Source organism: Sphingomonas sp. R86521, from assembly GCF_042466235.1.
Lineage (GTDB): Bacteria > Pseudomonadota > Alphaproteobacteria > Sphingomonadales > Sphingomonadaceae > Sphingomonas.
This window is the reverse complement of record NZ_JAXHBY010000001.1, coordinates 3,705,694-3,728,293: the sequence shown is the minus strand read 5'-3', so window position 1 is coordinate 3,728,293 and position 22,600 is coordinate 3,705,694. Positions and strand designations below refer to the sequence as shown.

At 68.0% G+C, this 22,600-nt stretch carries 26 protein-coding genes; 7 read left to right on the top strand and 19 right to left on the bottom strand.

Annotation, left to right across the window (positions count from 1 at the left end):
• Positions 1-29: 29 nt before the first annotated feature.
• Both SJY20_RS17245 and SJY20_RS17240 read right to left on the bottom strand, forming a co-directional pair.
• Positions 30-500 (bottom strand): invasion associated locus B family protein, encoded by a 471-nt coding sequence (locus SJY20_RS17245; protein WP_380788322.1) that lies wholly within the window; start codon positions 498-500, stop codon positions 30-32.
• Positions 497-1,192, bottom strand: a complete 696-nt coding sequence (locus SJY20_RS17240; RefSeq protein ID WP_380788320.1) for a histidine phosphatase family protein — start codon at positions 1,190-1,192, stop codon at positions 497-499. The genes SJY20_RS17245 and SJY20_RS17240 overlap by 4 nt, the downstream gene beginning before the upstream one ends.
• 138 nt (positions 1,193-1,330) lie before the next feature.
• Between SJY20_RS17240 and SJY20_RS17235 the strand changes: the two genes are divergently transcribed.
• Positions 1,331-1,984, top strand: coding sequence for an outer membrane protein (locus tag SJY20_RS17235; protein ID WP_380788318.1), 654 nt, complete (start codon positions 1,331-1,333; stop codon positions 1,982-1,984).
• Between the two features lie 154 nt (positions 1,985-2,138).
• Entirely contained in the window at positions 2,139-3,254 is a 1,116-nt protein-coding gene (gene dnaN, locus SJY20_RS17230; protein WP_380788316.1) for a DNA polymerase III subunit beta, read from the top strand.
• Between the two features lie 272 nt (positions 3,255-3,526).
• On the opposite strand, the gene SJY20_RS17225 is transcribed toward dnaN, so the two are convergent.
• Positions 3,527-4,030, bottom strand: a complete 504-nt coding sequence (locus SJY20_RS17225; protein ID WP_380788314.1) for a TlpA family protein disulfide reductase — start codon at positions 4,028-4,030, stop codon at positions 3,527-3,529.
• A 115-nt stretch (positions 4,031-4,145) separates the two neighbouring features.
• On the opposite strand from SJY20_RS17225, the gene argH reads away from it, so the two are divergent.
• Genes argH through SJY20_RS17200 form a run of 5 tightly spaced genes read left to right on the top strand, consistent with a single transcriptional unit; the run spans position 4,146 to position 8,855 of the window.
• A complete protein-coding gene (argH, locus tag SJY20_RS17220; RefSeq protein ID WP_380788767.1) occupies positions 4,146-5,513 on the top strand; it encodes an argininosuccinate lyase in 1,368 nt (455 codons plus the stop codon).
• Positions 5,510-5,746 (top strand): hypothetical protein, encoded by a 237-nt coding sequence (locus SJY20_RS17215; RefSeq protein WP_380788312.1) that lies wholly within the window; start codon positions 5,510-5,512, stop codon positions 5,744-5,746. Before argH ends, SJY20_RS17215 begins: the two co-directional genes overlap by 4 nt.
• A gap of 45 nt (positions 5,747-5,791) precedes the next feature.
• A complete protein-coding gene (gene lysA, locus SJY20_RS17210; protein WP_380788310.1) occupies positions 5,792-7,069 on the top strand; it encodes a diaminopimelate decarboxylase in 1,278 nt (425 codons plus the stop codon).
• The gene (locus SJY20_RS17205) at positions 7,066-7,905 is read left to right on the top strand and encodes an NAD(P)-dependent oxidoreductase (protein WP_380788308.1); all 840 of its coding nucleotides are present in this window, start codon (positions 7,066-7,068) and stop codon (positions 7,903-7,905) included. The genes lysA and SJY20_RS17205 overlap by 4 nt, the downstream gene beginning before the upstream one ends.
• Positions 7,902-8,855, top strand: a complete 954-nt coding sequence (locus SJY20_RS17200) for a zinc transporter ZntB (RefSeq protein ID WP_380788306.1) — start codon at positions 7,902-7,904, stop codon at positions 8,853-8,855. Before SJY20_RS17205 ends, SJY20_RS17200 begins: the two co-directional genes overlap by 4 nt.
• 113 nt (positions 8,856-8,968) lie before the next feature.
• On the opposite strand, the gene fliS is transcribed toward SJY20_RS17200, so the two are convergent.
• From fliS to fliF, 16 genes are all read right to left on the bottom strand, one after another.
• On the bottom strand, positions 8,969-9,364 hold the full coding sequence (gene fliS / locus SJY20_RS17195) for a flagellar export chaperone FliS (RefSeq protein WP_380788304.1): 396 nt from the start codon (positions 9,362-9,364) through the stop codon (positions 8,969-8,971).
• Complete coding sequence (gene fliD, locus SJY20_RS17190; protein WP_380788302.1) at positions 9,364-10,884, bottom strand: flagellar filament capping protein FliD; 1,521 nt, start codon at positions 10,882-10,884, stop codon at positions 9,364-9,366. Before fliD ends, fliS begins: the two co-directional genes overlap by 1 nt.
• Before the next feature lie 172 nt (positions 10,885-11,056).
• Positions 11,057-12,190: a flagellar biosynthesis protein FlhB gene (locus SJY20_RS17185; RefSeq protein ID WP_380788300.1), complete on the bottom strand. Its 1,134-nt coding sequence runs from the start codon at positions 12,188-12,190 to the stop codon at positions 11,057-11,059.
• Positions 12,190-12,963: a flagellar biosynthetic protein FliR gene (gene fliR, locus SJY20_RS17180; RefSeq protein WP_380788298.1), complete on the bottom strand. Its 774-nt coding sequence runs from the start codon at positions 12,961-12,963 to the stop codon at positions 12,190-12,192. The genes SJY20_RS17185 and fliR overlap by 1 nt, the downstream gene beginning before the upstream one ends.
• A 126-nt stretch (positions 12,964-13,089) precedes the next feature.
• Positions 13,090-13,359, bottom strand: coding sequence for a flagellar biosynthesis protein FliQ (gene fliQ / locus SJY20_RS17175; protein WP_147083703.1), 270 nt, complete (start codon positions 13,357-13,359; stop codon positions 13,090-13,092).
• Between the two features lie 4 nt (positions 13,360-13,363).
• Positions 13,364-14,257 (bottom strand): flagellar type III secretion system pore protein FliP, encoded by an 894-nt coding sequence (gene fliP / locus SJY20_RS17170; protein ID WP_380788296.1) that lies wholly within the window; start codon positions 14,255-14,257, stop codon positions 13,364-13,366.
• Complete coding sequence (locus SJY20_RS17165) at positions 14,254-14,505, bottom strand: flagellar biosynthetic protein FliO (RefSeq protein WP_380788294.1); 252 nt, start codon at positions 14,503-14,505, stop codon at positions 14,254-14,256. Before SJY20_RS17165 ends, fliP begins: the two co-directional genes overlap by 4 nt.
• A 9-nt stretch (positions 14,506-14,514) precedes the next feature.
• Positions 14,515-14,805 (bottom strand): flagellar motor switch protein FliN, encoded by a 291-nt coding sequence (gene fliN / locus SJY20_RS17160; RefSeq protein ID WP_332780947.1) that lies wholly within the window; start codon positions 14,803-14,805, stop codon positions 14,515-14,517.
• The gene (locus SJY20_RS17155) at positions 14,802-15,764 is read right to left on the bottom strand and encodes a FliM/FliN family flagellar motor switch protein (protein ID WP_380788292.1); all 963 of its coding nucleotides are present in this window, start codon (positions 15,762-15,764) and stop codon (positions 14,802-14,804) included. Before SJY20_RS17155 ends, fliN begins: the two co-directional genes overlap by 4 nt.
• Positions 15,765-15,767: 3 nt before the next feature.
• Entirely contained in the window at positions 15,768-16,352 is a 585-nt protein-coding gene (fliL, locus tag SJY20_RS17150) for a flagellar basal body-associated protein FliL (RefSeq protein WP_380788291.1), read from the bottom strand.
• A 9-nt stretch (positions 16,353-16,361) separates the two neighbouring features.
• Positions 16,362-17,438, bottom strand: coding sequence for a flagellar hook-length control protein FliK (locus SJY20_RS17145; protein WP_380788289.1), 1,077 nt, complete (start codon positions 17,436-17,438; stop codon positions 16,362-16,364).
• A 31-nt stretch (positions 17,439-17,469) separates the two neighbouring features.
• A complete protein-coding gene (locus SJY20_RS17140; RefSeq protein ID WP_380788287.1) occupies positions 17,470-17,886 on the bottom strand; it encodes a hypothetical protein in 417 nt (138 codons plus the stop codon).
• Positions 17,879-19,210 carry a FliI/YscN family ATPase gene (locus SJY20_RS17135; protein WP_380788285.1) on the bottom strand — a complete coding sequence of 444 codons (1,332 nt, stop codon included), beginning with the start codon at positions 19,208-19,210 and terminating at the stop codon, positions 17,879-17,881. The genes SJY20_RS17140 and SJY20_RS17135 overlap by 8 nt, the downstream gene beginning before the upstream one ends.
• Positions 19,204-19,935 carry a FliH/SctL family protein gene (locus tag SJY20_RS17130; RefSeq protein WP_380788283.1) on the bottom strand — a complete coding sequence of 244 codons (732 nt, stop codon included), beginning with the start codon at positions 19,933-19,935 and terminating at the stop codon, positions 19,204-19,206. Before SJY20_RS17130 ends, SJY20_RS17135 begins: the two co-directional genes overlap by 7 nt.
• A complete protein-coding gene (fliG, locus tag SJY20_RS17125) occupies positions 19,928-20,947 on the bottom strand; it encodes a flagellar motor switch protein FliG (protein WP_380788281.1) in 1,020 nt (339 codons plus the stop codon). The genes SJY20_RS17130 and fliG overlap by 8 nt, the downstream gene beginning before the upstream one ends.
• Positions 20,944-22,599, bottom strand: a complete 1,656-nt coding sequence (fliF, locus tag SJY20_RS17120) for a flagellar basal-body MS-ring/collar protein FliF (protein WP_380788279.1) — start codon at positions 22,597-22,599, stop codon at positions 20,944-20,946. The genes fliG and fliF overlap by 4 nt, the downstream gene beginning before the upstream one ends.
• Position 22,600: the final 1 nt, after the last annotated feature.

Sequence of the window (22,600 nt, the reverse complement as noted above, 5' to 3'; positions counted from 1 at the left end):
CCAACGGAAAGCGCTGCGCTGGAGAAACGTCAGCCTCCGCTACACGCTAGCATCGCCGCATCGATCGCCGTCGCGGCGCCGGCCAGCGCATAGACGTCGGCGAATGGGCGGCCACCGAGGCCGACCGCCTCGACGCTCATGCTGCGCGCGGATCGCATCGCGGCGACGATGGCGCGGTCGCTGGGGGCGTCGGCGGCCCAGGCGTCGAGGCCGGTGGCGACGAGCGCGAAGCGGCGCTCGCCGATGGTCAGCGTCACGCCGGCCGAGCGATCGCGTTCGCGGCTGAGGCGGATATGCAGCGAGCCGCGCAGCCCGCGCTTCGGCCAGTTCGCGACGCTGGCGAATCCGGTCGGTCTTCCGCCGGCCATAAGCGGTCGCGCGATCGCGTAGCAGCGCGTCGGCGTTGCATCGCGGAACGTGCCCCAGCGCTTGTAGATGCCGATCTGCTCGCGCGCCGCAGCCGGCGTCGCGATCAGCAGCAGCACCAACAGCGCCTTCATGCCGGTGCGATGCCGGTGCCGCGATGCGGAATGCTGGCGCGGCCGTTTTCGACCAGCGTCACCGACCCCTGCGGCAGGCTTTCGGCGATCGGCGCGCCGAGCAACGGATTTACCGGTGCGTCGGTCATCACGCCGAGCATCACCCGGCTCGAGATGCCGTGCATGATCACCAGCCGGTCGCCAGGATCGTCCGCGGTATCCGCCAGCCAGCCGCCGACCCGCGCCGCGATCTGCGGATAGGTCTCGCCGTCGGGCGCGCATTTCAATGCACCGCCGGGCAGGAGGATCGACCCGGACTCCGCCGCGATGTCGGCATAGGAGCGGCCGCCCCAGGATCCCATGCCGATCTCGACCAGTCGCGGATCGGTGCGGGCGCCGTGCCAGTCGAGCGCCAGATGCTCGGCGATGATCGCCAGCGTCTGCAGCGCGCGCCCGGTCGGCGATGCCCATAATGTCAGCGCGGGTCGGGCGCCGAGCAGCTGTCGCAACGCCCGGCCCATCTCGTCGGCCTGGGCGAATCCGGCGCGGGTCAGCGGGGTATGCGGCGCGTCACCCTGCAGCCGGCCGGCGGCGTTGAAGACGGTTTCGCCGTGCCGCGCGACGAAATCGCGACCATGGCGGCGGCCCGCGGAGGAGCCCGTGGACTCGGTTGGGCCGACCTCCGTTTCGGCTCGGCGCGGGCTTGGAATCATGGCCGTCGTTTCAACCCCCTGTGGCGCAAACGCAACGGATTTCGCTGTTTATCTGGGGTTCATGCAACGCCGGTGCGACTGGTCCATTGGGCCTGCGCGCTCCGCGTTAGGGGGCGCAGTCAACGAGTGGAGTATCCCATGCGTAAGCGTATCGCCCTGTTCCTGGTCGCCACCTCGGCAGTCGCCACCCCCGTGCTGGCGCAGAGCGCGCCGACCTTCACCGGCCCCCGCGTCGAAGCCACGCTCGGCTATGACCACACCGGCGCCGGCAGCAGCGTGTCGAACAACAACGGACGCGACGACCAGAAGATCGACGGGCTGCTCTATGGCGGCGGCATCGGCTACGACATCGCGACGTCGAGCAACGTCGTGCTGGGCGCCGAGGCCGAACTGACCGGTTCGACCGCGAAGAGCGACCGTAACGACTATACCAGCGATTTCGGCTTCGGCCGCGTTAAGCAGGGCCGCGACATCTATGTCGGCGCGCGTGCCGGCTATATCGTCGCCCCCGCGACCATGCTGTACGTCAAGGGCGGCTACACCAACGCCAAGCTGAACGTGCTGGCCGGCAGCACCAGCCAGACCACCGACACCAAGTTCAACCTCGACGGCTGGCGCGTCGGCGCGGGTGCCGAGCATGCGGTCGGTCCGAACAGCTACGCCAAGCTCGAATACCGCTATTCGAAGTACGAGCGCAGCAACATCGACTATGCGACCGGCGGCACCAGCAGCCGGTTCGACGTCGACACCGATCGCCATCAGGTCGTCGCGAGCTACGGCTTCCGCTTCTGAGCGGCCACTGATCGCCACTCATCGAGCGCGTTAACCACGCATTTACTGTGACACGCGAAGGGTCGGGGCGCTTGCTCCGACCCTTTGTTGTTGGGTAGGCTGTACGCGGATTGCCCCCAGCCCGAATCCGGCTGCGGTGGCGGGGGGAATTTTCATGAAGGCGACGATCGAACGCGCAACGCTCCTGAAGGGGCTGAGCCACGTCCAGTCCGTGGTGGAACGGCGCAACACCATTCCCATCCTTTCCAACGTGTTGCTCGAGGCGACGGCGGAGGGGACGTTGAAGCTGATGGCGACCGACCTCGACCTGCAGATCAACGAATCGGTCGCGGCCGCGGTCGACCAGCCCGGCGCCACGACGGTGTCGGCGCACACGCTGTTCGATATCGCGCGGAAACTGCCCGAGGGTAGCCAGGTCCAGCTTGCCGCCGCCGAGGGTCGCATGACGATCGTCGCAGGCCGTGCGCGCTTTTCGCTCGGCACGCTGCCGCGCGATGATTTCCCGGTGATCGCTGAGGGTGAGCTGCCGACCCAGTTCGAACTGCCCGCCGAGACGCTCAAGCAGATCATCGACAAGACGCGGTTCGCGATCTCGACCGAGGAAACGCGCTATTACCTCAACGGCATCTTCCTGCACGTCGCCGATGGCGACGGTTCGCCGGTGCTGAAGGCCGCCGCGACCGACGGCCACCGCCTCGCGCGCGTCACCTTGCCGCGTCCCGAGGGTGCCGAATCGATGCCCGACGTGATCGTGCCGCGGAAGTGCATCGGCGAATTGCGCAAACTGCTCGACGAGGTCGACGGCTCGGTCGGCGTGTCGCTGTCGCCGACCAAGATCCGCTTCGACCTGGGCAGCGCAATCCTGACCTCGAAGCTGATCGACGGCACCTTCCCGGATTACAGCCGGGTGATCCCGACCGGGAACGACAAGATCCTCCGGATCGACCCGAAAAGCTTCATGGAAGGCGTCGACCGCGTCTCGACGATCGCCACCGAAAAGACCCGTGCGGTCAAGATGGCGCTCGACCGCGACAAGATCACGCTGTCGGTGACCTCGCCCGAGAACGGCACCGCGGCCGAGGAAGTGCCCGGCGAATATGTCTCGCTGCCGTTCGAGATCGGCTTCAACAGCCGGTATTTGATGGACATCCTGGCGCAGGTCGACGGTGATATGGTCGAGGTCCACCTCGCCGACGCCGCCGCGCCGACGCTGATCCGCGAGAACGACAAGGCGCCGGCGCTGTACGTCCTGATGCCGATGCGGGTCTGATCGCGTCGGCAAGGTTGCCGACGTTCGAGGGGACTGTTTCGAGGGGACTGGGCGGGCGACCGGAACTTGGGGTAAAGGCCCCCGGTCGGCCCGCCATTTAACCTTTGGCTCGTCACCAAGGCGGGCCGGCACCGGTTGCAAATCAAGACCGGGATACTATCTAGGATTCAGAGCCGGACCCTCCCAAGTCGTCCTGGTTCGGCGCCCCGCTCAGCCGCACCCCCCCGTGCAGAGCGGGCGGGGCGTTTTCCCCTTTTACAACTGACCCTGCGCTACGACGCCTCGGCGATCAGCTTGGCCGCCGCTGGCGTGTTCCATTCATAGCCGCCGGTCATCCGCCACACTTCCTTGCCGGCCGAATCGTACAGGATCGTGGTCGGCAGATTGGCCTGATAGGCGAGGCTCAGGCCCAGCTTCGGGTCGAGATACGGCTTCAGGTTCGCGAACTTCTTGGCGGCGAAGAACGGCGTGACCTTGGCCGCGCCCTGAAGATCCTGGCTGACCGCGATCACCTGCACCTTTGGGGAGAGCGTGCCTGCGGCTGCATCAAGCGTCGGCATCTCGGCGACGCAGGGCGCGCACCAGGTCGCCCACATGTTGAGCAGCAGCGGCTTGCCCTTGAAGCTGGCGAGCGTCACCGACTTGCCGTCGGGCGCGGTGAACGCGACCGTTGGGCCGGTTTCGCCCTTGTGGCTGCGGTCGAGCTTGTCGACGGGGGTGGCCGGACCGGCGGTGACTTCGTCCGGCGCGGCTGCGACCTCGTCGGTGGCAACCACGTTGGCAGGCTGGGGTGCTTGCTCGGGAGCCGGCGATTTCCTATCGCAGCCCGTGACGGCGAGACCCAGGAGACAGACGATCAGCACGCGCGATACCATGGACGGGTCCAATGCGATGTGGGGTGGGCGCTTCGCCGAGGGGCCGGCCGCGGTCATGCGCGAGATAAACGCGTCGATCCCCTTCGACAAGCGGCTGTGGCGGCAGGATATCGCGGGATCCAAGGCGCATGTCGCGATGCTCGGTGCGCGCGGGATCGTCTCCGCGGAAGACGCCGCGACGATCGCAGCGGGGCTCGACCAGGTCGCTGCGCATTACGAAGCCAACGGTGTCGCCGAGGACATGGTCCTCGAGGATATCCACATGCAGACCGAGGCGCGGCTGGCCGAGGCGATCGGGCCGGTCGCCGGGCGGCTGCACACCGCACGCTCGCGCAACGACCAGGTCGCGACGGATTTCCGGCTGTGGGTGCGCGACGCGATCGACGAGATTCTGGCGGCGCTGCGCAATTTCCAGGCCGCGCTGCTGACCCGCGCCGACGAGCATGCCGCCAGCGTGATGCCGGGGTTCACCCATCTGCAGTCCGCACAGCCGGTGACGCTGGGGCATCACATGATGGCGTATCATGCGATGATCGCGCGCGACGTCGGGCGATTTGTCGATGCCCGTGCGCGGATGAACCGCTCGCCGCTGGGCTCGGCTGCGCTGGCGGGCACGGGTTTCCCGATCGACCGCGAGATGACCGCGACGGCGCTCGGCTTCGACGGGCCGATGACCAACTCGCTCGACGGGGTCAGCGACCGCGACTTCGCGATCGAGTTCCTGACCGCCGCGACGCAGGTATCGCTGCACCTGTCGCGGCTCGCCGAGGAGTTCGTGCTGTGGGCGTCGCAGCCGTTCGGCTTCGTCGCGCTGAGCGATCAATGGTCGACCGGCAGCTCGATCATGCCGCAGAAGCGCAATCCCGACGCGGCCGAGCTGGTGCGCGGGCATAGCGGCCGTATCCTCGGCTGCATGACCGCGCTGATGGTGACGATGAAGGGCCTGCCGCTCGCCTATTCGAAGGACATGCAGGACGACAAGCCGCCGGTGTTCGAGGCGCACGACCTGCTCGCGCTGTCGATCGCGGCGATGACCGGGATGGTCGAGAGCGCGACGTTCCGCACCGATCGGATGCGCGGGCTGGCCGAGAGCGGCTTTGCGACCGCGACCGATCTGGCCGACTGGTTGGTGCGCGAGGCGGGGCTGCCGTTCCGCGAGGCGCATCACGTCACCGGGCGCGCGGTCAAGCTGGCGGAGGAGCGGAAGGTCGCGCTCGACGTGCTGCAGATCGAGGACCTGAAGGCAATCGATGCGCGGATCGACGAACGCGTGTACGGCGTGCTTTCGGTCGACGCGTCGGTCGCCAGCCGGACCAGCTTCGGTGGTACCGCGCCGGACAATGTGCGTGCCGCGATCCGCGTTGCACGGGGAGACAAGGCATGAAGCGGCTGATCCTGATGGCGACCCTGGCGCTTGGCGGCTGCGGTGCGGCGGCTGGCCTGAAACCCGTCGAGGGCAAGGCGCTGCCGGTCGCGCCGTACGGGGCACGGACGACGCCGACGCCAACGCAGTTGCTGACCCCGACGACGCAGCAGCGGCCCGAACGCAGCGACGAGCTGCTCAAATCCTCGGTCCCGCGGCGCAGCGACGAATTCGACCTGCCGCCCCCCAATTGATGGCGGGTTTGATGGCCGATTGATCCTCCTTCAGAAGACACATCCATGAACCATTTCGACTACCGCGACGGTGTCCTCCACGTCGAGGACGTGCCGTTGCCGGTGATTGCCGAGGCGGTGGGTACGCCGGTCTATGTCTATTCGACCGCGACCTTCCGCCGTCATGCGCAGGTGTTCCGCGAGGCGCTGTCGGGCGCGGGCCGCGTCCACCTGGCCTATGCGATCAAGGCCAATCCCAACCTCGCGGTGCTGCGCGTGCTGGCCGAGGAAGGCTATGGTGCCGACGTGGTGTCCACCGGCGAAATGATGCGCGCGCTGGCTGCCGGGATCCCGGCGAAGGACATCGTGTTCTCGGGTGTCGGCAAGACCCGCGACGAACTGACGCGCGCGCTCGACGCCGGGATCGGCCAGTTCAACCTCGAGCTCGAGGAAGAGGGCGAAGTGCTCGCGGCGCTGGCGCATGCGCGTGGGCTGACCGCGCCGGCAGTGCTGCGGGTGAACCCCGACGTCGATGCCGGCACGCATGCGAAAATCTCGACCGGGCGCAAGGAGAACAAGTTCGGCGTCGCGATCGACCAGGCCCCGGCGATGTTCGACCGGCTGTCGAAGCATCCGGGGCTGAACCTGCGCGGCGTCGCGATCCATATCGGCAGCCAGCTGGCCGATCTCGCGCCGCTGGAGGCGGCGTATGCGCGGGTCGGCGAACTGGTCGCTGAGCTGCGCGCCGCGGGACATACGATCAGCCATGTCGATCTCGGCGGTGGCCTGGGCGTACCGTACAAGCCGGGCGACGTGCTGCCGAGCCCCGCCGACTATGGCGCGATGGTGGCGCGCGCGACGAAGGGGTGGGACGTCGAGCTGATGTTCGAACCGGGCCGCGTGATCGCGGGCAATGCCGGCGTGCTGCTGACCAAGGTCGTGTGGGTCAAGCCCGGGGTCGTGAACCCCTATGTGATCGTCGATGCGGCGATGAACGACCTGATGCGGCCGGCGATGTACGACGCCTGGCATGATTTCGTCGCGGTCGAACCGACCGGCGAACGCATGACCGCGAACATCGCCGGGCCGGTGTGCGAGACCGGGGATACCTTCGCGATGGGCCGCGACATCGACGTCGTGGCGAGCGACGACCTCGCGGTGTTCCGCACCGCCGGCGCGTACGGCGCGACGATGGCATCGATGTACAACAGCCGCGCGCTGGTGCCCGAAGTGCTGGTCGACGGCGACCGGTTCGCGGTGGTCGCCGATCGCATCGAGCCCGAGACGATCATGGCCGCCGAACGCATGCCGGAATGGCTGACGCGCCCCGATACCGACGCATGACGTTCCAGAGCCTGCCGCTGTTCGTGCGGCTGGCAGGCCGTCCGGTGATCCTGCTCGGCGAGGGCGAGGCGGCGGACGCCAAGCGACGGTTGCTGGAGCGGGCGGGGGCGACGATCGTCGGCGAGGATGCGCAGGCGGCGCTGGCGATCGTGGCGATCGACGACGAGGACGACGCGGTCGCGGCGGTCGCGCGGCTGAAGGCGCGCGGCGTGCTGGTCAACGCGGTCGACCGTTCGGCGCTGTGTGACTTCACCGTGCCGGCGATCGTCGACCGCGCACCGGTGCTGATCGCGATCGGGACCAGTGGGGTTTCGGCGGGACTCGCGGCGGCGTTGCGCCAGCGGCTGGAGGCGATCGTGCCGGCTAGGTTGGGCGCGCTGGCGACGGCGTTGCAGGATGCGCGGGGGCGGTTGCGCGCGGTGTTTCCGGAGGCTGCGTCCCGCCGCCGTGCGTTGGCGGATGCTATGGCTGAAAATGGCCCGCTCGACCTGCTCAGGGGTGATCCCGACGTCGACGCGTGGCTCTCCCCTCCCTGGAAGGGAGGGGCCGGGTTTGCTCTTGGTGGAACGACGGCCTTGCCCCAAGCCGACCCACCCCCGACCCCTCCCTTCCAGGGAGGGGAGCGCGTTAGCATTGGCCTGACGTCCCGTGATCCCGACGACCTGACGCTGCGCCAGGCGCGGACGCTCGCTTCGGCCGATCGCGTCTATCACCGCCCCGACGTGCCGGCGGCGATCCTCGATCGTGCGCGTGCCGATGCGGCGCGGATCGTTTGCGCTGTCATGCCCGTTGAGCCCGGCACCGGCCTGTCGGTCGACCTGGAGATGCGTGCATGAGTGGGTTCGGGTTTCGTATCACCGACGCCAAGGCGACCCGGATCGAAGTCAAGGAAGCGCTGACCTGCGATGCCGATCTGGTCTGGGTCCATCTGTCGACCACGGCCGAGCATGCGCAGAGCTGGCTGCGCGACGAGGCGAAGCTGCAGGACTATGTCGTCGATGCGCTGACCGCGACCGAGACGCGGCCGCGGTGCGAAGGCGTGGGGGACGGCGCGTTCCTCAACCTGCGCGGGCGATCGGACGAGACGCTCGACACCTCCGACCTGCTCGCGTCGGTGCGGATCTGGGCGGTGAAGGGGCATGTGTTCTCGGTCACGCGCAAGCCGCTGATCGCCGTCGCCGAGGTCGAAAAGATGGTCGAGCGCGGCGAGATACGCGATCCCGGCGACCTGATCGCGGCGTTCGCGACCGCGATCACGTCCGATCTCGATCCCGATGTCGCGGGGCTCGGCGACCAGCTCGACGATTGCGAGGAGCAGCTCGACGCCGAGCGCGTCTTCGAACTGCGCCGCACCGTCAGCAAGGTGCGGGTGGCGGCGATCGGCTACAAGCGCTTCCTCAACCCGCAACGCGCCGCACTCGAGAAGCTGGCGGCACTGCCCGGCGACTGGCTGGCCGACGACGACCGGCTGCACCTCGCGGCGGCGGCGGACCGGGCGGCACGGATGGCGGAGGAGCTGGAATCGATCCGCGAACGCTCCGCGCTGATCCACGAGACGCTGACCGACCTGCGCGCCGAACAGCTCGATACCCGCGGGCTGGTGATCTCGATCGCGGCGATGGTGTTCCTGCCGCTGACCTTCATCACCGGGCTGTACGGCATGAACGTCGCCAACTTGCCCTATTCTCAGGAGCCCTGGGCGTTCGACGCGATCTGCGGGATCTGCGCGCTGCTGTCGGCGGGCGTGGTGGTGTATTTCGTCCAGCGGCACTGGTTTAGGCGGTAGCCGACCCCCGCTCCGTCATCCTGACGAAAGTCAGGACCCAGAGCCCCAGACGTTTGCGTTCGTTACCCTGGGTACTGACTTTCGTCAGGATGACGGGCGAAGGGTAGCAGCCGCTAGTTGCTGATGCTGCGCCAAGCCTTGGCGATCTCGTCGAGATTGTCCGCGGTGTCGCGGAACGGTGCGGGGTCGTGGCCTAGCGAGGCGTTGATGATCGTGGTGCGGGCACCGGCGTACAACCGCGCCAGCGTGATCGCGACATCGCCGCCCTTGTCGAAATCCAGCCCCGCCTCGAGCGCGAACAGGATCGCGGTCGCGCGCGTGATTCGGTCGCTCTTGATCGCGTATTTGCGGTGCTCGGCGGCCCAGGCACTCGCGCGCAATGCGGCGACCAGTTCCTCGTAGAGCAGCTGGACCAGGCCCGCCGCGCTCGCGGTCGCGGACCGGCCGACGACGTCGATCTGACGATAGGTGGCGGCCGGATCGCGCGACAGGGTAGAGGCGTACTGCATCAGTTCTTGCCTGCGTTGTTCCAGGCGTCGATCTGCTGCGTCAGGAACGCCTGGGTCGACTTGTAGGCGGCGACAGCGGAATCCATCTTCGAGAATTGCGCGGTCATCCGCGTCTTGGTGACGGTGGCGAGATCGGCGGCCTTGCTCTGCGCATCGACGATGGCGGCCTGCGCGTCGGTCAGTCGCTTGGTCGATGCGTTGAGGCTCAGATCCTGGTCCGATACCGCGCTGGCGACCGTCGCCTGCCTGACGATCGCCGACAATGCGCCGGAAATGCCGTCATTGGCGGCACCGCCCTTGCCGAACGCGAACAGCGCCTCGACCGCGTCGGGATATTTGGTGATCGCGGCGGCGAGCTTGGTCGAATCGACCGACAGCGATCCGTCGCGGTTGGTGGTGACGCCGAGGTCGGCGAGCGTGTGCGGCGCCCCCGGTGCGGCCGGCGTCGCGAGGTTCGCGGTGGTGAGCTTGGCCAGACTGCGCGAGATCGCGGTCACGGTCGTATCGGTACGCAACACGCCGGTGAACGGATCGACATCGGTCGCGACGATCTTTTGCAGCTGGTTGAAGGTCGCGACGAAATCGTTGACCGCACCGCTGAGCGCGGTGGTCGGGGCGGTCGCGCCGAGCGTCACCGGCGTCGTCGATACCGCGTTGAGCTCCAGCTTCACGCCGGTGATCAGGTCGGTGACGGTGTTCGACGACCGGTGGAACGTCGCGCCGTCCAGCGTCACGCTGGCATCGGCTGCGCTGGTGCCGATCGTGGTGCCGGTCGCGCCGCGGCCGACGTCGAGCGTCGACAGGCTGGCGCCGGTCGCGGCGGGATCGGTGTCGGCGCCGGTCAGCGAGAACGCCTGCAACGCGCCGCTCGCACCCTTGATGGTCAGGCGCGCGCCGATGCCGTCGGTGACGACGGTCGCGGTGATACCCTTGTTCGCGGCGTTGATCTTGGCTGCGATGCCGTCGAGCGTCGCGTCGCCCGCACCGATCGCGATGTCGATCGGCGCGCCGCCACCGGGGTTGAAGGCCGTCACCGGCGGGGTTCCCGTCGTGGTGTCGGTGCCGAACCGCAGCGTCAGCGTACCGGCGTTGAACGCGGTGGTGCGCGGGATCGCGGTATTGGTGGTCGCGGCCTGAGCCGAGGCGAGCTGGTTGACGGTCAGCTGGCCCGATAGTCCGGCGAGCCGGGCGCCCGCGGTCGCGGTGACGTTGACGACGCCGGTGTTCGAACTGGTCGGCTGGGTGGTCAGCGACCCGCTCGTCACCAGCGACTTCAGCGCGCCGTCGAAATTGGTCAGTTCGCTCTTCAGCGCGGAAACCGCGGAGATCTGCGCGGTCAGCGTATCGGCCTTGGCGGCGAGCTGGCTGTTCTTGACCGCGAACTGCGCGTCGACCAGCTGCTGGACCAGCGTGACGGTGTCGACGCCCGATCCGCTGCCCAGCGTCTTGACGATCGACGCGACCGCCGACGTGGCTGCCGTCGCCGTCGTCGATGAGGTGGTGGCGGTCGTCGTGGTCATGCCGGGGCCCTTTGCGCGTTACGAGTCTTAACGACCGGTAAGGACCGATGTTTAGGGCGGGACGCATCATTTCCCCCGTCATCCCGGGCTCGTCCTGGGATCCAGGGCCGCAAGCGCCGTACTCTGTAACCCTGGATCCCGGGACGAGCCCGGGATGACGTGGTGTTTGGAATCACCCGACCTTCACCCCGTTCTCGTCGAAGCGGGCGCCCGGCGGCACTTCGATCGCGGGTAGCGGGGTGGTCCCGCCCATCTTCGCGTTGAGGCCGAATACGAAGGCGAGCACGGCGGCGATCGCGACGTACAGGTCGTCGCGGACCTCCTGGTCCTCGCGGCTGGTGTAATAGACCGCGCGGGCGAGCTGGGGGTATTCGAGCACCGGCACCGCATATTCGGCGGCGATCTCGCGGATCGCCAGCGCGGTCGCGCCGCGACCCTTGGCGACCACCACCGGCACCTGGTCGCGACCGCGATCGTAGCGCAGCGCGACCGCGAAATGCGTCGGGTTGGTCAGCACGACATGCGCCTCGGCGATCGCTTTGCGCGACCCGCGCCGCAACACCTCGCGCTGGCGCTGGCGGATCTGCCCCTTGGCCTCGGGCGAGCCTTCGCTCTCCTTGTGCTCGTCCTTCACCTCCTGCTTGGTCATCCGCAGCTTGCCGAGCAGGCGGAAGATCTGAACCGGCAGGTCGACGCCGGCGATCACGACGAGACCCAGCGACATCGCGACGAGGATGCCGATGAACGTCCCGCTCAGCGCCTTCATCGCCGATGGCAGGTCGGTTGCGACCAGCCCGATCGCCATGTGCTGCGCCTTCCAGAGCGCCCAGGCGCCGATCGCGGTGAGCAGCACGACCTTCAGCAGCGACTTGCCGAGCTCGATCCAGCCGGTCGGGCCGAGGATGCGCTTGAGGCCCGAGGCCGGGTTCAGCCGGTTGGGTTTCGGCGCCATCAGCTTGGCGTTGAAGGTCGGCGAGCCGAGCGTGACCTGGCTGAAGATCGCCGCAGCCATGCTGACGACGAGCAGCGTGATGATCGAGGGGGCGAGCTTCCACCCGGCTTCGGCGAGCGGGCGGAACGGCGAGAAGTCCTCGACGTCGGCGCGGCCGAAGCTGAAGCTCGCCGCCATCACCGCCTTGCACGCCGCGAGCAGCGAGGGGCCCGCGAAGATCAGCCAGCCGACCCCCGCCAGCACGACGAACGCGGTGGAAAAGTCCTTGGAGCGCAGGACATTGCCGTCCTCGGCCGCTTTCTTGCGCTTCTTGGGAGTTGGGGCTTCCGTCTTTTCGCCGAACTCGTCCGCCATCAGCCGAACACCAGCCGTTCGGTCGCAGCGAGGCTCTCGCGGACGATGACGAGCATGTAATCGCCCATCGCCGGGAACGCGATCGCGAGCGCGAGGACGCCGACCGCGAGGCTGGCGGGCAGGCCGATCGCGAACAGGTTGAGCGCGGGCGCGGCGCGGCTGATCATGCCGACGACGATGTTGAGCAAAAGCAGCAGGAACCCGACCGGCAGCGCGAGGAGTAGCCCGGCAAGGAAGGTGTAGCCGCCGAAGAACGCGATAGCACGCAGGCGATCCGCGCCGAGCCACGCATTGCCGACCGGCATCGCATCATAGCTGCGCACGATCATGTCGACGAGCATCAGATGGCCGTCGACCGACAGGAACAGCAGGGTCAGCATCACCGAGAAGAACTGGCCGAGCGCGGGCGTCGAGCGGCCGTTCTGCGGGTCGATCGCGCTAGCGAAGCCGAGGCCCATCGATCCGCCGATGATTTCCGCGGCGACCATCGGCGCGGCGAATCCAATCTGCAGGACGAAGCCTAGCGCCGCACCGACCAGCGCTTCGGCAGCGACCGCGAGCATGGTCGCGGTGCTGAAGATCTGTGCCGGCGGGGTGACGGGATGCGCGGCGAGCACGAGGAAGCCGATCGCACCGGCCAGCGTCACGCGCACGGTGACGGGCACGCCAACCGCGCCGAACACCGGGGCGGCCGCGAACGCGGCGCCGACGCGGATCATGACGAAGATCAGCGCCCACAGCTGCGGTTCGATCGAGAGGCCGAAGCCTAGCATTATTCTGCTCCCCTCCCGCCTGCGGGAGGGGTTGGGGGTGGGCTCGCGTTCTCGGCGGTAGCTGACGTGGATAGCGCGAGCCCACCCCCGGCCCCTCCCGCTTGCGGGAGGGGGGAAGAAGGAAGCTCATTTCACGAGATCCGGGATGCGTTCGAAGATGCTGATCGTGAAGTCGCTGAGCAACCCCAGGATCAGGCTCCCGAAGATCAAAATCGACACCGCCACCACGATTAGTTTCGGCACGAACGACAAGGTCGCCTCGTTGATCGAGGTCGCCGCCTGGATCATCCCGACGATCAGCCCCGAGACCAGCACCGGGATCAGGATCGGTGCGGAGGCCAGCGCCAGCACCCACATCGTCTGGTTGGCGATCGACAGGAAATATTGCGCGTCCACCGGCTTAGGTCCCGAAACTGCTGGCGAGGCTGCCCATCGTCAGTGCCCAGCCGTCGACCAGCACGAACAGTAGCAGCTTGAACGGCAGCGAGATGATCGTCGGGCTGAGCATCATCATGCCCAGGGCCATCAGCACCGTCGCGACCACCAGATCGATGACGATGAACGGCAGGAAGATCAGGAAACCGATCTGGAATGCGGTCTTCAGCTCGCTGGTGACGAACGCGGGCAGCAGCACCGAGAAGGGGATGTCGTTCGGCGACGCATAGGGGCCCGATTTCGCCATCTGCGCGAACATCGTGACATCCTTGATGCGGGTCTGCTTGATCATGAAGTTGTGCAGCGGCACGCCCGCCGTCGTGATCATCTGCGTGCCGGCGAGCTTGCCTTGCGCATAGGGCTGGATCGCCTGCGCGTTGATCTGGTTGATCGTCGGCGCCATCACGAAGAACGACAGGAACAGCGACAGGCCGATCAGCACCTGGTTCGGCGGCGTCTGTTGCAGCCCGAGCGCCTGGCGCAGGATCGACAGCACGATGATGATCCGCGTGAAGCTGGTCATCATCAGCAGGATCCCCGGCAGGATCGTCAGCAGCCCCATGATGATGAGGACCTGCAGCGACAGCGACAGCGAGCCGCTCTGCCCGGTGTTGCCCGACGCCTGGCCACCGAGCTGGCCGATCGCGCGGTCGACCGCATCGCCGACGCCGGGCGCGGGTGCCGCGGCGGGGGCGGCCTGCGCGAAGGCAGGCATCGCGATCAGCAGCGCGATCAGCACGGCTAGCAGGATCCATACGATCTTGGGCCACACGATCTTGGCGGGTCCGACACGCGGCCGGGTGGCGACCGCGTGGATCAGCGACGGGCCGGTACCGCGACGTGTCACGGTAATGCTCATGCGCCGACCCGGTCGACCAGGGTGACGCCGCTGCGTGCGACCGACACCAGCAGGCGCCGACCCTCGAACTCGATCACCGCGAGCTTCACGCCGGGCGAGATCATCATCGTTTCCTTGACCGCGATCAGCCGCGTGGTCGGCTTGCCGGGCATCCGCGTCTCGAACTTGCGCCACAGCAGCAGGCACCCGATCATCAGCCCGCACACCAGCGGCAGCATGATCGCGAGCTTCAGGATATAGGACCACATCATCGCTGGTCAGCCGCGCTTGTCGGGGGTGACGAGCTCGGTCATCCGCACGCCGAAGCGCTCGCCGACGGTGACGACCTCGCCGCGGCCGATCAGCGTGCCGTTGACGAACACGTCGAGCAGTTCGTTGGCATCGCGGTCGAGCTCGATCACGCTCGATTCGCCCAGCGCCAGCAGCTCGCGCAGCGTCAGGCTGGTCGAGCCGATCTCGACCGTCAGCTTGACGTCGACATCCTGGAGCAGCCGGAAATTGGCGGCGACTGCGCCGTCGACGGGGAATCCGCCGGTCATGTCGTTCATTGCATCTGTCCTTCGTCGATACGCGCGAATTGGGTGATCTGGATGGCGGCCCGGCCGTTGGAGGTGCCGACGGTGCCCGAGCCGAGCCGGTCGTTGCCGACCATGATCGGCACTTCGGTGCCGAAGCTGACCGGGATGACGTCGCCGGGCTTCAGGTTGAGCAGCAGCGACAGCGGGACGACCGGCTCGGCCAGCACCGACCGGATCTCGAACCGCACGTTCATCGCGGCGCGGGTCAGTGCGGTCTGCCAGACCGGATCGGGTTCGGCGGGCTTGCCGACGACCTTGCCGGTGAGCGAGGCGCCGTGCGGCTTCAGTGCCGCGACCGAATAGAGCAGGTCGACGAATACCGGCGCTGCCGTTCCCGCGACGATCCCGAAGCGGGTCACGATCACCGCATCCTCGCCGTCGATGTCCGCAAGCATCGCGGCGCTCGATTCGACATGGCCGGGTGCGAAGTCGATCTTCGCCAGCGGTTCCCACGTCGCTTTCAGCGGACCCTCGATCATCGATCCGATCCGCGCGACCATCGCTTCGCCTGCGGGCGAGAACTCGGTCGGCAGCGTCTGTGGCGCGGTACCGGTGCCGCCGAAGAACAGGTCGAGCAGTTCGAGGACGAACTTGCCGTCCATCACGCACAGCGCCTGGCCGTGCGCGACCGATCCCGCGGTGGTCATCGCCATCGGCAGCCACGCGGTCAGCCCCTCGGCGCGTTCGGCGCGGTAATCGGCAAAGCGCTGCACCACCAACGGCTCCGCCCAGCAGCGGATCTCGTCGCGCAGCAACGTTTCGAACACCCCGCGGACGCCGCGAGCCAGGCGTGCGGAAAGGTGCTGCAGCGTGTGGAGGTCGCCGAACGGATTGAGCTTGGCCGGACCCAGCACACCCTGATGGGATGCGCCGCTTCGCGATCGCGTACGCCGTTCGGGCGCCCTGGTGGTTGCGGGGTCGTTAACCATGCCTCATTGAACGACGAAACTGGTAAAGTAGACGTTACTAACCCCGCCGAATCCTTCCTTTTGCAGCAATGTATCGTTGATTGCCTTCACCAGGCGCGCCTGCAGCTTCTTTTTGCCCTCGCCGGTGAACACCTCGTCCTCGTTGGTGTCGCCCAGCGCGAGCAGGATCGCCGAACGAATCGCGATGTCGTTGGTCTTGAGGCCCGCGATCACCGAATCGTCGTACGGCGTCGACACCGCGACCCCGACCTGCACGAAATGCGTCGAGTTCTGCAGGTTGGCGGTGAAGTCCTTTTCCATCGGGTAGTAATTCGACGCGTATTTGTCGCCGCCGGGTCCGGTCGCGGGCGCGACGCTCGATCCACCCTCATGCCCCTCGCCGCTGCTGGCGTGCTTCTGCTCGCTCTTGGGGACGAGCTTCGGGCCGGTGTCGATCTTGGCATGGCCGCCGCCGATCAGCCCCGAATTGGCGGCGTACAGCCCGCCGCCGATCCCGCCGCCGATCAGCACGATCGCGCCCACGCCGATCACGATCAGCTTGCCCATCTTGCCCTTCTTCTTGGGCGTGTCTTCGGTCTTGTCGCTCATGGTCGGTCCTTATGCGATGCGGATGTCGTCGGGGGCGGCAGCGGCAGCGGCGGCGGTCGGCGTTGCGGCACGCTGCGGCTGCATTGTATGTATCGGGGTCTGGGGTCGTTGCTGCGAACCGCTATCGGACCCGACCGAGGTCTGGCCGAGGTTGATCCCGCGCGCGGCGGCGAGGTCCACCAGTTGCGGGCGGGCATCCTCGAGCAGCGCGCGCGTCGCGCCCTGTTCGGCGGCGAAATGCACGTGCACCGCCTCGCCGTCACGGCGCATCGTCACGTCGATCTGACCGAGCGCATCGGGGATCAGCCGGATCCGGGTGTCGTTGGCGTTGGCGTCGTCGCGCAGCTGCTCGATCCGGTCGATCATCTGGTGCGGGAAATTGCCATGACGCGTGTCGAGCGGCGCCTGCTGGACGTCGCCGGTCGCGAGCACGGCGTGACGCTGCGGCTCCAGTCCGACCGCGCCGATCGGCAGCGGACCGGTGTCGGCGGTGTCGCGGCGCGTCGTGGCATCGTCGTCCTTGCCGGTCGCCGCGCGGATCGCGGCGCCGAACACTTCGGCCGCCGGCGCTGCACCGCGCGGGGCAGGATCGGGGACCGCGGGAAGGACAAACGTATCGACCTTGGGCTCGACACTCTTCGACTCGGACGGTGGCGCATCGGCGACCGGCGTGCCGGTGGCTTCGATCGATGCGGCTTTCATGGTGGGCGGCGCGTCGGACACTAGCGCGAGCATCGGCGCAACCAGGGCCGGAGCGGCCGGTGGCAGGATCGCCGCTAGCGCGACCGGCGGTTGCGGCCGGGCATCGGCAACGGGCGGCGCAGTCGTGGCGGCCGGCGCGAGCTGCGCAAGCCAGGCGAGCGGCGGGGTCGGGGGTGCGGCGGGCTGATCCGGCAACGGCTTGCCGTCGGCGGCAGGATCGTCGTTGCCGGGCCTGGCCGCGACGGGCGGCGCATCGTCGCCGTCGCGCGCATCCAGGAAGGCCGCGAGCGACTGCCGGAACGTGCCCGCAGCGTCGCTACGCCGGGAATCGGTGCTGCGATCGGTAGGGGACGGGGGCCGGGGTGCAGTCGCGGACTGGATCATGCTTGGGGTCTCGACAGGGAACGCCCTCAACCTAGCAAGGATCGTGCCGGATTTTCCGTAGCGGTGGCGCTTCCTCCAGGCTGCGGATCGCCTTCAGCACCGCCTCGGCATCGGCGCGCGCCATCAGCTTCTCGACCGCGCTCTGGTCGCGCTTGGCCGAGCGGGTCGCTTCGGTCGCGCGGTTGGCCTGGTATTCGGCGGATTGCAGCCGGTCGCGCGCGGCCGCAGCGGACTGGTGCAGGCGCCCGCGGTAGTGCGCGGCGGCGGCTAGCGAGACGCCGGCGCCGGTCTCTTCGGTCGGCGCGATCGCGTCGGCGAGTTCGGCGATGCGGCGCCCGAGTTCGGTCTCGCTGGCGAATTTGTCGTGCGCGCGGGCTTCGTCGGCGCGGACCAGTCCCAGCTGCAAGGTGCGCACGCGATGAATGCGTGCGAGAACCTTCTTATCCATCGCCGAACACGCCGGTCAGTTCGGCGACCGCGTCGTGCAGCGGCACGATCGCGTCGGCGTCCTGGCGGATGAACTCCATCACCGCGGGGTGGCAGGCGATCGCGGCGTCGATCGCGGGGTCGGCGCCGGGACGATAGGCGCCCATCAGCACGAGGTCGCGATTCTGCTCATAGGTCGCAAGATGGCGTCGCAGCACACGCGCCGCGCGGGCATGCTCGGGGCCGACGATGTCGGTCATCACGCGGCTGACCGAGGGGCCGATGTCGATCGCGGGATACACGCCCTGTTCGGCGAGTGCGCGGCTCAGCACGATATGCCCGTCGAGGATCGAGCGCGCCGAATCGACCACCGGATCGTTGCCGTCGTCGCCGTCCGCCAGCACGGTGTAGATCGCGGTGATCGATCCGCCGGTGTGGACGTCGACGCCCGCGCGTTCGATGATGTTGGGCAGCATCGCGATCGCCGACGGCGGATAGCCGCGGGCCGAGGCCGGCTCGCCGAGCGCCAGCCCGATCTCGCGACCGGCGTGTGCGACGCGCGTGAGGCTGTCCATGATCAGCAGGACCTGCTTGCCCTCGGCGCGGAACGCTTCCGCGATCGCCGTGGCACGAAGCGCGCCGCGGATGCGGAGGACGGGCGAGTGGTTGGCGGGCACCGCGACGACGACGGCACGCTTGCGCGCTTCGCCTGCGACCTTGGTCTCGAGGAAATCGGCGACTTCGCGGCTACGCTCGCCGATCAGGCCGATGACGATGACGTCGGCCTGCGCGGCGCGGACGATCATGCCCAGCAGCACCGACTTGCCGACGCCGGATCCTGCCATGATGCCGATGCGCTGGCCCTGACCCACGGTCAGCAGGCCGTTGATCGCGCGGACGCCGACGTCGAGCGGCAGGCGGACGCGGCCACGATCGAGCGGGCTTTGCAGTTTGCCGGCGAGCGGCCAGCGACCGGCGCCGCGGATCGGACCGAGTCCGTCGATCGGCTTGCCCGCGCCATCGACGACGCGACCAAGCAGGCTTGCACCGACTTCCGCCTCGCCAGGCGCGCCGATCGGGCGCACCGGTGCGCGCGGCAGCAGCGCGGCGGGGCCGCCGAGGTTCATCAGCAGCGTGCGGCCGTTACGAAAGCCGATGACCTCCGCCTCGACCTTGGCGTCGTTGACGCCGCCGACCATGCAGACGGTACCGACCGGCAGGGTGAGGCCGACCGCCTCCATCAACAGCCCGTCGAACGAGGCGAGCCGCCCCGACACCTTTGGTGCGGGGGTGAAATCGGCCATGCCCAGGGTTTCAAGATAGTCGGTCGTGAACCGATTCAGCATGGGGTCGGCACCGAAATCCGGTCGATCGCCAGCGCCATCTGTTCGAGCCACAATTCGGGGCCGTCCTCGACGATCGTCGATGCCGATTCAAGGACGAAGCTGCCGCGCGCGAGGGTAGGGTCGCCGACCGGGAAGATCGCCTTGGGCAGATGCCCTTCGAGCAACGTCACGTCGTCGGGATGGACGCGTAGCAACGCCGATTCGGTCTTGTCGGCGAGCAGGTCGCTCGCGGTCTCGATCCGGGCGGCGAGCAGTTCGGGCGCGATGCCGATCTCGCCGACCAACTTGCCGACCAGATGCATCACGGTCTGGCGCAATTGCTGCGCGACGCGTTCGCGGTCGATGCGGTCGCCCGAACCCAGCGCTGCCGCAAGCGCGGTGCCGAAAGCCTGATCGCGCGCAGTCTCAGCAAGCGCGGCGGCTGCGGCCGCGGCAAGCCCCTCGGCATAGCCATTGGCGTGCGCGGCCGCGAGCGGGTCGATGAAGCTCGACTGCTCGGCGGCGGCATCCATCGGATCCCAGCCGGCGGTCGGGTTGAAATCGGGATCGGCCGGGCTGAAATGCCTCGGCCCGCTGCCCTGCGACTTGAACGGCACCGGGCCGCGCGTCGCGGCACGCAGCCGCAGGTCGGCCGGCGCAAAGGTCGCTGCGATCGGAAACGCCGTGCGCATCGCCAGCGCGGCGGCATCGTGACGCGCGGCGATACCCGCCACGAAATCAGACATAATCGTCGTCGCCCCCGCCCATCTGGATCGTACCGTCCTTGGCCAGCGCACGGGCGATCTGGATGATCGTCTTCTGCGCTTCCAGCACTTCGGCCAGCTTCATCGGCCCACGGGATTCCATTTCGTCGCGGATGCCGTCCGCGGCGCGTGCCGACATGCAGCCCAGGAAGCGTGCGCGTGCCGATTCGTCGACGCCCTTCAGCGCCTTGGTCAGGATCTCGCCATCGACGTTGCGGATCAGCATGCCCAGGTTCTTGTCGTCGAGCGACAGCAGGTTGTCGAAGACGAACATCGCCTCTTCGATCGCTTTCGCGACGTCCTTGTCGATCTTGAACAGCTTGGGCATCACCCGTTGCTCGGTCGCTTTCCGGGCGCCCTGCAGGATCTTCGCCGCTTCGCGCGTACCGCCTAGCGTAACACCGGCGCCGCCCGACGGGGTGGCGCTGCGGTTGGCGAGCAGGGTCTTCAGCGTGTCTACCGCCTCGGGGGTGATCGGTCCAAGCCGTGCGATGCGGTGGAGAATGTCGGGTTGCATCGCATCCGGCATCAGTTCGAGCACCTGGCCGGCGACCGCGGGGTCGAGATTGGCGATCAGCACGGCAGCGATCTGCGGATGTTCCTTCTCGATCATCGCCGCGATCTCCGAGGTGTCGAGCCAGTCGAGCAGTTCGAGTTCGCACGCGGCTTCGGGCGGGGTGATCCGCGCGAGCACGCTCTCGGCCTTTTCGCGACCCAGCGCGCGGTTCATCACCGCCTCGATCTTGGGACGCGGATCGAACCCGATCGCGGTGCGCTCGCGGGCGTGGGCGACGAAATCGTCGAGCACGTCCTCGACTTCCAGTTCGCTGACGTCGGCGACGGCGAACATCGCCTTGCCGAGCTGGCGGACTTCCTCGGGATCGAGCTTCTGGAGGATCGCCGCGGCTTCCTCCTCGCCGACCAGCATCATCAGCACGGCTGCGCGCTCGACCCCGGTATAGCTGCGTTGCGGTTCGGCCAAAGCGAGCGTCACTTGGCGTCCGCCTTGATCATGTCGCGGACCGCCAGTGCGGCGCGGGTCGGGTTGTCGCGCGTGAAGCCGCGCACCGCGCCGATGCGGTCGTCATAGCCACGGCTGTTCTCGAGCTGGTCGAGGCTGACGACGGGCGCGGTGGTGATCGCCTCCTCGCCGACGATCGGCACGCCGAGTGCGGGTCGATCGGTGGCGGCATCGTCGCGCTTCTTCATCAGTGCCTTTGCCAGCGGACGGACGCCGAGCAGTAGCACCAGCAGCGCGATCAGGATCGCGGTGACGTTGCGCGCGACGATCGGCAGCCAGCCGGCATCGTACCAGGGAGCCTTGTCGGCGACGACATCGGCGCCAGCGAACTTGCGGCTGATCACGGTGACGTTGTCGTTGCGTGCGGCGTCGAACCCGACCGCGCTCTTCACCAGATCGGTGACCTGGTTGATCTCCATCGCGGTGCGGCGGCCCTTGTCCGGATCGCGCAGCAGCACGGCGACCGAAAGCCGCTTGACGCCGCCGGGGGCTGCACGCGTGACCGATACTTCCTTGCCGAGGTCATAGGCGCGCTGGAAGCTGTCGGACTGCTTCATCGGGTCGGGTGCCGCGGCACCGGCGGCGGGCGCGGGCGATCCCGAGGTGCCGTTGGCGGCCTGCGGCGACTGCATCGTGCTGGACGCAGGCGGGGTGTTCGACAGCGCACCGGGGATGCCGCCGGTGGTGGCGCCGCCATCCTTCTGGTTGCCGGTCCACGATCCGGTTTCCGCGCGCAGTACGCCCGGCGCGTCGTATTTCTCGCGCGTCGCCTGGGTCTCGTTCAGGTCGACATCGGCCTGAACCTCGGCGGTGAAGTTGCCTGCACCGATCAGCGGGGTCAGCAGCTGGATCAGCTGGGTGCGATACTTGTCCTCGACGCGGCGCTGGAACTCGATGCGCTGGTCGTTGCCGGTATCGCTTGCGCCGCCGCCCGACTTGGTCAGCAGCGCGCCCATCTGGTCGACGATCGTGACGCTGTCGGGCTTCATCCCCGGTACCGACGACGCGGTCAGGTTGATGATCGAATTGACCTGCGCGTCGGACAGCGAACGGCCGCCCTGCAACTTCAGAATCACCGATGCGCTGGGACTGGCGTTGTCGCGCACGAACACCGATGCTTCGGGGACGGCAAGGTGGACACGCGCTTCGGCAACCGCGTCGATCTCCTCGATCGACTTGGCCAGCTCGGTCTCGCGTGCCTGGCGCAGGCGTTCGCCTTCGACCGCACGGCTGACGCCCATCGGCAACTGATCGAGGATCGCATAGCCGCCGGGTGCCGCCTTGGGCAGGCCCTGGCCCGCCAGCAACAGACGCGCCTTGCTGTAATCCTCTTCGTTGACCGTCAGTGCACCCGACCCGTCATCGATATGGCTCTTGATGTTTGCCTGCGTCAGCGCGGCGGTCACCGATGCCTTGTCCGAATCGGGCAGGCCGGTGAACAGCGTCTTCTGCGTCGGCGTCGACATCGTCGCCCAGGCCAGCGCGGCGGCGCCGATCAGGCCGATCATCATCGTCATCGGCAGCGACCGGCGCACGATCGGCTGGTCGAGCACGCCCTTGATCTGGCGCAGCGGGTTGGCGAAACGGTCCGGCAGAACCGGTGTGGTGGTCAGCGCATTGTTCATG